This is a genomic window from Telluria sp. AZSoR62, assembly GCF_058111565.1.
Map to the genome: position 1 here is coordinate 1 of NZ_JBYTST010000529.1, position 243 is coordinate 243.

The following is a 243-nucleotide window of genomic DNA, read 5'->3' on the forward strand; positions in this document are numbered from 1 at the left end:
GTCGAGGACGAAGAACCCCACATCATCCAGGTCAGTGCGCTGGATGACCCGCTCCTGCGTCAGGAGGTAAACGTTGGTGGCGTCGGGCACAGATTCCTGGCTGGGATGCGTAATCAGGTTGAAGTCTCTGAAACGCTTGACCAGGCGGCGCCGGGTTTCGTCGATTAGCGCAATGGTGGGAACGATCACCACCACCTTCTTGAACCGGCGCTGGGCAAGTACTGCGTCGATGACCAGGCTTTT

General features: G+C 58.4%; 1 protein-coding gene. It reads right to left on the reverse strand.

The genetic code is table 11. The features are described 5' to 3' along the window. A partial coding sequence (locus tag AC3XQU_RS24645; RefSeq protein ID WP_489876729.1) for a hypothetical protein occupies positions 1–243 on the reverse strand: 243 nt, incomplete at both ends.